Below are 6,433 nucleotides of genomic sequence, written 5' to 3'. Positions count from 1 at the left end.
CGGAAGAAGGACGGGTCCTGCCGCACGTCGTCGGGCAGGGCGGTATGGTCGGGCAGGCCCAGCTCCTCGCCCTGGTACACGTACGCCGAGCCCGGCAGGCCGAGCATGAGCAGCGTCGCGGCGCGGGCGCGGCGCAGGCCGAGCGCGGCGTCGGGCTGCGGGTCGGTCGCGCCGATGCCGTTGAGCTGACGCCCGCCGATCTCTTCCAGGCCGAAGCGCGAGGCGTGCCGCACCACGTCGTGGTTGGACAGCACCCAGGTGGTGGGGGCGCCGACGGCCTCCATGGTGCTCAGCGACGCGTTGACGACGGTACGCACGGTCGCGGCGTCCCAGGGCGCCGTGAGGAACGAGAAGTTGAAGGCCTGGTGCATCTCGTCCGGGCGCACGTAGCGGGCCAGGCGGCTCAGCGGCTCGACCCAGGCCTCGGCCACGAGGCAGCGGTCGCCGTCGTACTCGGCGAGCACCTTGTGCCAGGCGCGGTAGATGTCGTGCACGCCGTCCTGGTCGAACATGGGGCCGCGGTTGCCCGCGCCCGTGGAGCCGTCCTCGGGGGCGCCCGGGTCGGACTCGGAGGCCTCCTCGACGGTGCCCTCGACCATCGCGACCTGGCCGTCCCAGTCGGGCAGGCCCGGGGCCTTGATCATGCCGTGCGCGACGTCGACGCGGAACCCGTCCACGCCCCGGTCGAGCCAGAACCGCAGCACGCCCTCGAACTCGGCGCGGACCTCCGGGTTCTCCCAGTTCAGGTCCGGCTGCGTCGAGTCGAACAGGTGCAGGTACCACTGCGGGCCGAGCGGGCCGTCGTCCTCGCGCGGCGCCAGCCGCGTCCACGCCGGGCCGCCGAAGATCGACTGCCAGTTGTTCGGCACCTCGTCGCCGGCGGGACCGCGCCCGTCGCGGAACATGTACCGCTCGCGCTCGGCCGAGCCGGGCGCGGCGGCCAGCGCCTCCTGGAACCAGGCGTGCTGGTCGGAGGAGTGGTTGGGCACGAGGTCGACGATGACCTTCAGACCGCGCTCGTGGGCGCCGGCGAGCATCTCGTCGAAGTCGGCGAGCGTGCCGAACAGCGGGTCGATGTCGCGGTAGTCGGCGACGTCGTAGCCCGCGTCCTTCTGGGGCGAGCGGTAGAACGGGCTCAGCCAGACGGCGTCCACACCGAGCTGCGCCAGGTGGTCCAGCTTGGCGGTGACGCCCGGCAGGTCGCCGGTCCCGTCGCCGTCACCGTCCGCGAACGAGCGCGGGTAGACCTGGTAGATCACCGCGTCGCGCCACCACTCGCCGCTGGTCGCGGGGGTGTGGGCGGGCGCGCCGGCGGTGAGGTCGACGGTGCTGAGCGAGGTCGTGCTGGTCACGTGTGGCGTCCTCAGGGGTCGGGAAAAGGGGCTGTAACGCTTGCAGCAAGCGTACGGGAGGAATCGCCCCCGATCGGCCAGTGTGCTGCGTCAGACAGCCCTCAGGCGGTGGCGTGCGGGGCCGCGCCCGTCGAACCGCGCACCACCAGCTCGGGGGTGAACAACAGTTCCGAGCGCGGCGCGCGCTCGCCCTGGATCTCGGTGAGCAGTGCGCTCACGGCCGCGTGCGCCATGTCGGCCACGGGCTGCCGCACCGTCGTCAGCGGTGGGTCGGTGAACGCCACCAGGGGCGAGTCGTCGTAGCCGACGACGCTCACGTCGTCGGGCACGGAGAGGCCACGGGCGTGTGCTGCGCGCACGGCGCCGAGCGCCATCAGGTCGGACCCGCAGACCACGGCGGTGTGCCCGGCGTCGAACAGCTCGCCGGCCGCGGCCTGGCCGCCCTCCAGCGTGTAGAGCGTGAGGCTGACGTGCGCGCGCGCCTCCTCCTCGGTGTCCGCGAGGCCGTGCCGCAGGAGCTGGGCCACGAAGGCCTCGATCTTGCGCTTGGCCGGCACGAACCGGTCCGGCCCGATGGCCATGCCGATGCTGCGGTGGCCCAGCGCCACCAGGTGCCGCACCGAGAGCTCGATGCTGGCGCTGTCATCCGGCGACACGAACGGGGCGTCGATGCCCTCGGCGTAGCCGTTGATGAGCACGATCGGCAGGCCGCGGCCGCGCAGCCGCTGGTAGCGCTCCGTGGAAGCGCGCGTGTCGGCGTGCTTGCCGGACACGAACACGATGCCGTCGACCGCGTGGTCGATCAGGGTCTCGACGTACTCGTCCTCGGTGGTGCCGCCCGGCGACTGCGTGCACAGCAGCGGCGTGTACCCGCGCGAGGCGAGCTGCGACTCGATGGCCTGCGCGAACGCAGGGAAGACCGGGTTGGACAGCTCGGGGACCACCAGGCCGATGAGGCCGGCGGGTCGGGCCCGCAGCGCGGACGGGCGCTCGTAGCCCAGCACGTCGAGGGCCGCGAGCACCGCCTGCCGGGTCTCGCCGGCCACGCCGGGCTTGCCGTTGAGCACGCGCGACACGGTCGCGGTGGAGACCCCAGCCTGCTCGGCGAGGTCGGTCAGTCGGGTGCGCACGCCTGGCAGCCTAAGTGACATGTGACCTCCTCGTCCCGGGTGATCCACGGGTGTCGCGCCCCTGTCGCGCCCCGCGGTCGCCGCCGTCGTCCTGGTAACGGCTGCAAGCGGTGCTGAAACTTTATCGCAACTTCTTGCATAATGGGCCGCTGTGCCCGTACGGTTCGGGCATCGAAACCCAGGCCCGACGTCGGGCCGCGAACCATCGGGAGTGACGATGCGACGGAGCATCCTGACCGCCGCTGTCCTGACCACGACGCTGGCGCTGGCCGCCTGCGCGGGCGGCGCGGAGGAGCAAGCGGGCGGCGAGGAGTCGGCCGCACCGAACGGCGAGGGTGCCACCCTCACCGTGTGGGTCGACGAGACCCGCCAGGCCGCCGTGGAGGAGGCCGCTGTCGGCTTCGAGGAGACCACGGGCGCCGACGTCGAGGTGGTCCTGAAGAACTTCGAGGACATCCGCCCCGACTTCCTGGCGCAGGTGCCCACGGGCAAGGGCCCGGACATCACGGTCGGCGCGCACGACTGGCTGGGCGAGCTCACGACCAACGGCGTCGTGGCCCCGATCGAGCTCGGCGACACGGCCGACAAGTTCGAGCCGGTCTCCGTCTCGGCGTTCACGCAGGACGGCCAGGTCTACGGCCTGCCCTACGCGGTGGAGAACATCGCGCTCATACGCAACACGGAGCTCGCCCCGGAGGCGCCCGCCACCTGGGACGACGCGATCGCGGCCGGCAAGGACGCCGGCACCAAGTACCCGCTGCTGATCCAGACCTCCACCGAGGGTGACCCTTACACCTTCTACCCGCTGCAGACGTCGTTCGGCGCCCCGGTCTTCGAGCAGAACGCGGACGGCTCGTACAAGCCCGAGCTCGCCCTCGGGGGCGAGGGCGGCACCGCCTTCGCCGAGTGGCTCGCGGAGCAGGGCGACGCCGGCAACCTGAGCACCGACGTCACCTACGACATCGCGCTGGCGGCCTTCGCCAAGGGCGAGTCGCCGTTCATCGTGGGCGGCCCGTGGATGCTGGAGTCGTTCGGCGACCTCGACCTGTCGATCGACCCGATCCCGAGCGCCGGCGGCGAGCCCGCCCAGCCGTTCGTGGGCGTGGCCGGCTTCTACGTGAGCGCGCAGAGCGAGAACGCGCTGCTCGCCAACGACTTCCTGGTCAACTACATGGCCACCCCCGAGGCGCAGCTCGCGCTGTACGAGGCGGGCGACCGTCCGCCGGCCCTCATCGAGGCCGCCGACACCGCCTCCGAGGACCCGATCACCGCGGGCTTCCGTGAGGTCGGCGCCGACGCGGTCCCGATGCCGTCGCTGCCCGAGATGGGCGCCGTGTGGGCGTACTGGGGCGTGACCGAGGCCGCGATCGTCTCCGGCAAGTCCGACCCGGCGAAGGCCTGGGACAAGATGGTCGCCGACATCCAGGGCGAGATCGGTTGATGTACTCACCCGTGACCCGGGGCTCCGGCCGCACCGGCTGGAGCCCCGGGTTTCTCGTCAAGCTCGTCCTGATCGCCCTGGTCGACGCCCTGGGCGTCTACGCGGTGCTCGCCGCCTGGGGCGCGGAGTCCTGGGGCGTGCTGGCCGCCATGGTGGCGCTCCTGATCGTCGCCAACTGGGCCTACTTCTCCAAGCGCGCGCTGCCGCTCAAGTACATCCTGCCCGGCCTCGCGTTCCTGCTCGTCTACCAGGTGTACGTGGTGGCCTACACGGGCTACGTCGCGTTCACGAACTACGGTGACGGGCACAACTCCACCAAGGAGCAGGCCATCGAGGCCCTCCTGGTGCAGAACGAGCGCCGCGTGGAGGGCTCGCCGTCGGCGCCCCTGACGGTGGTGGCCGACGGCGACACGCTCGGCTTCGCGATCGTCTCGCCCGACGGCGCGGTGCAGGCCGGCACGGCCGACCAGCCGCTGGAGCCCGTGGACGGCGCCTCCGTCGACGCCGGCCAGGTCACCGCGCTGCCCGGCTACGACGTGCTGGAGTACGCCGCCGTCCTGGAGCGGCAGCAGGAGGTCACCGAGCTGCGGGTGCCGGTGTCGGACGACCCGAACGAGGGCTCGGTCCGCACCCAGGACGCCCGCACCGGCTATGTGTTCACGTCCACGCTGGAGTATGACTCGGCGTCCGACACGATGACCGACACCACCACTGGCGTGACGTACACACCCAACGACGACGGCCAGTTCGAGGCCGCCGACGGCACCACGCTGCCCGTGGGCTGGCGCGTGCTGGTGGGCCTGGACAACTTCGTCACCGCGTTCGGCGACGACCGGTACGCCGGGCCGTTCGGCAAGATCCTGGTGTGGACGTTCGCTTTCGCCGTGCTCTCGGTCGCGTCCACGTTCCTGCTCGGCCTGTTCCTGGCGATCGCGTTCAACGACGCCCGCCTGCGCGGCCGCCGGATCTACCGGACGCTCGTCATCCTGCCGTACGCGATCCCGGGGTTCCTGGCGGCCCTGCTGTGGTCGGGCATGCTCAACCGGTCCCACGGGTTCGTCAACGAGGTGCTGCTCGGCGGGGCCTCGATCCCGTGGCTCACCGACCCCGTGCTGGCCAAGCTGGCCGTGCTGGGCGTGAACCTGTGGCTTGGTTTCCCGTACATGTTCCTGATCTGCACGGGCGCGCTGCAGTCGCTGCCGACCGACGTGCTGGAGGCCGCGAAGATCGACGGCGCCGGCCGCTGGCGCACGTGGCGGTCCATCACGCTGCCGCTGCTGCTGGTCGCGACGGCGCCGCTGCTCATCTCGTCGTTCGCGTTCAACTTCAACAACTTCACGCTGATCTACATGCTCACGGGCGGCGGCCCGCGGTTCGACGACGCCTCGGTGCCGCTGGGGCACACGGACATCCTCATCTCGATGGTGTACTCGGTCTCCGGGCTCGACGGCACGGCGGCCAAGGACTACGGCCTGGCCAGCGCCCTGTCGATCGTCATCTTCCTGGTGGTCGCGACCATCTCCGCCCTCGCGTTCCGGCGCACCCGATCGCTCGAGGAGATCGCCTGATGAACTCGCGCACAGCACACGTCGCCCGGCGTCCCGGGCAGCGCGCCCGCTGGTTCTCCGAGATCGGCTGGCGGCATCTGGTCGGCATCATCGCCGTGGTCTACGCGGGCTTCCCGCTCGTCTACGTGGTCTCCGCCTCCCTGGCTGACGGCGGCACCCTGACCGGCTCGAACGAGCTGTTCGCGTCGGTGTCGGGGGCCAACTACGCGGCGCTCGCCGGCACGCGGTTCTGGACCTGGATGGCCAACACCCTGGTGGTGGCGGTCGCGACGGGCGCCGGCACCGTGCTCATGGGCGCGGCGGCCGCGTACGCCTTCTCCCGGTTCCGGTTCAGCGGACGCCGCGTGGGGCTCACGGCCCTGCTGGTGATCCAGATGTTCCCGCAGATGCTCGCGTTCGTGGCCATCTTCCTGCTGCTCATCTCGCTCGGGAACGTGGTGCCGGGCCTGGGCCTGGACTCCAAGCTGTCGCTGATCTGCGTGTACCTGGGCGGGGCGCTCGGTGTGAACACGTTCCTCATGTACGGGTTCTTCAACACCGTGCCGCGGGAGATCGACGAGGCCGCGAAGATCGACGGCGCCTCGCACGCCCAGATCTACTGGACCATCGTGCTGCGCCTGACCGCGCCGATCCTCGCCGTGGTGGGGCTGCTGAGCTTCATCAGCACGTTCGGCGAGTTCATCATCGCGCGGGTGCTGCTCCAGTCGGAGGACAGCTGGACGCTCGCCGTGGGCCTCTACGGCTGGGTCTCCTCGCTGCAGGACGCCAACTGGGGCCTGTTCACCGCCGGCGCCGTGATCTCGGCGGTGCCGGTGCTCGCGCTGTTCCTGTTCCTGCAGAAGTACATCGTGGGCGGCCTGACGGCGGGCTCCGTCAAGGGCTGAGTGGGCCCCGTCTACGAGCCCGGGGCCACCAGCCGCCGGTGCAGTGCGATCGCCGACA

The 6,433-nt window shown here is 71.3% G+C and carries 5 protein-coding genes; 3 read left to right on the top strand and 2 right to left on the bottom strand.

The window, feature by feature from the left end; all coding sequences use genetic code 11:
• Together PROKR_RS03110 and PROKR_RS03105 are read right to left on the bottom strand one after the other, a co-directional pair.
• Nucleotides 1-1,352, bottom strand: a 1,352-nt coding sequence (locus tag PROKR_RS03110) for a glycoside hydrolase family 13 protein (protein WP_036959465.1), incomplete at its 3' end; no start/stop codon positions are given.
• 101 nt (nt 1,353-1,453) lie between these two features.
• Complete coding sequence (locus tag PROKR_RS03105) at nt 1,454-2,503, bottom strand: LacI family DNA-binding transcriptional regulator (protein WP_036959448.1); 1,050 nt, start codon at nt 2,501-2,503, stop codon at nt 1,454-1,456.
• A gap of 196 nt (nt 2,504-2,699) precedes the next feature.
• Here PROKR_RS03105 and PROKR_RS03100 point away from each other — a divergent pair, with 196 nt between their 5' ends.
• The 3 genes from PROKR_RS03100 to PROKR_RS03090 are packed head-to-tail and all read left to right on the top strand — an operon-like array spanning nt 2,700 to nt 6,375.
• Nucleotides 2,700-3,923: a sugar ABC transporter substrate-binding protein gene (locus PROKR_RS03100; RefSeq protein WP_036959464.1), complete on the top strand. Its 1,224-nt coding sequence runs from the start codon at nt 2,700-2,702 to the stop codon at nt 3,921-3,923.
• Nucleotides 3,923-5,491: an ABC transporter permease subunit gene (locus PROKR_RS03095; RefSeq protein ID WP_036959447.1), complete on the top strand. Its 1,569-nt coding sequence runs from the start codon at nt 3,923-3,925 to the stop codon at nt 5,489-5,491. The genes PROKR_RS03100 and PROKR_RS03095 overlap by 1 nt, the downstream gene beginning before the upstream one ends.
• Nucleotides 5,491-6,375 (top strand): sugar ABC transporter permease, encoded by an 885-nt coding sequence (locus PROKR_RS03090; protein ID WP_051432626.1) that lies wholly within the window; start codon nt 5,491-5,493, stop codon nt 6,373-6,375. The genes PROKR_RS03095 and PROKR_RS03090 overlap by 1 nt, the downstream gene beginning before the upstream one ends.
• Nucleotides 6,376-6,433 lie beyond the last annotated feature (58 nt).

This window comes from Promicromonospora kroppenstedtii DSM 19349 (assembly GCF_000515355.1).
Classification (GTDB): domain Bacteria; phylum Actinomycetota; class Actinomycetes; order Actinomycetales; family Cellulomonadaceae; genus Promicromonospora; species Promicromonospora kroppenstedtii.
This window is presented reverse-complemented; position numbering and strand designations above follow the sequence as displayed.

Bases quoted from the DNA above. Each gene is read 5' to 3' on its own strand.
- PROKR_RS03100 (WP_036959464.1), top strand. From the start codon at position 2,700: ATGCGACGGAGCATCCTGACCGCCGCTGTCCTGACCACGACGCTGGCG.
- PROKR_RS03090 (WP_051432626.1), top strand. From the start codon at position 5,491: ATGAACTCGCGCACAGCACACGTCGCCCGGCGTCCCGGGCAGCGCGCC.
- PROKR_RS03095 (WP_036959447.1), top strand. From the start codon at position 3,923: ATGTACTCACCCGTGACCCGGGGCTCCGGCCGCACCGGCTGGAGCCCC.
- PROKR_RS03105 (WP_036959448.1), bottom strand. From the start codon at position 2,503: ATGTCACTTAGGCTGCCAGGCGTGCGCACCCGACTGACCGACCTCGCC.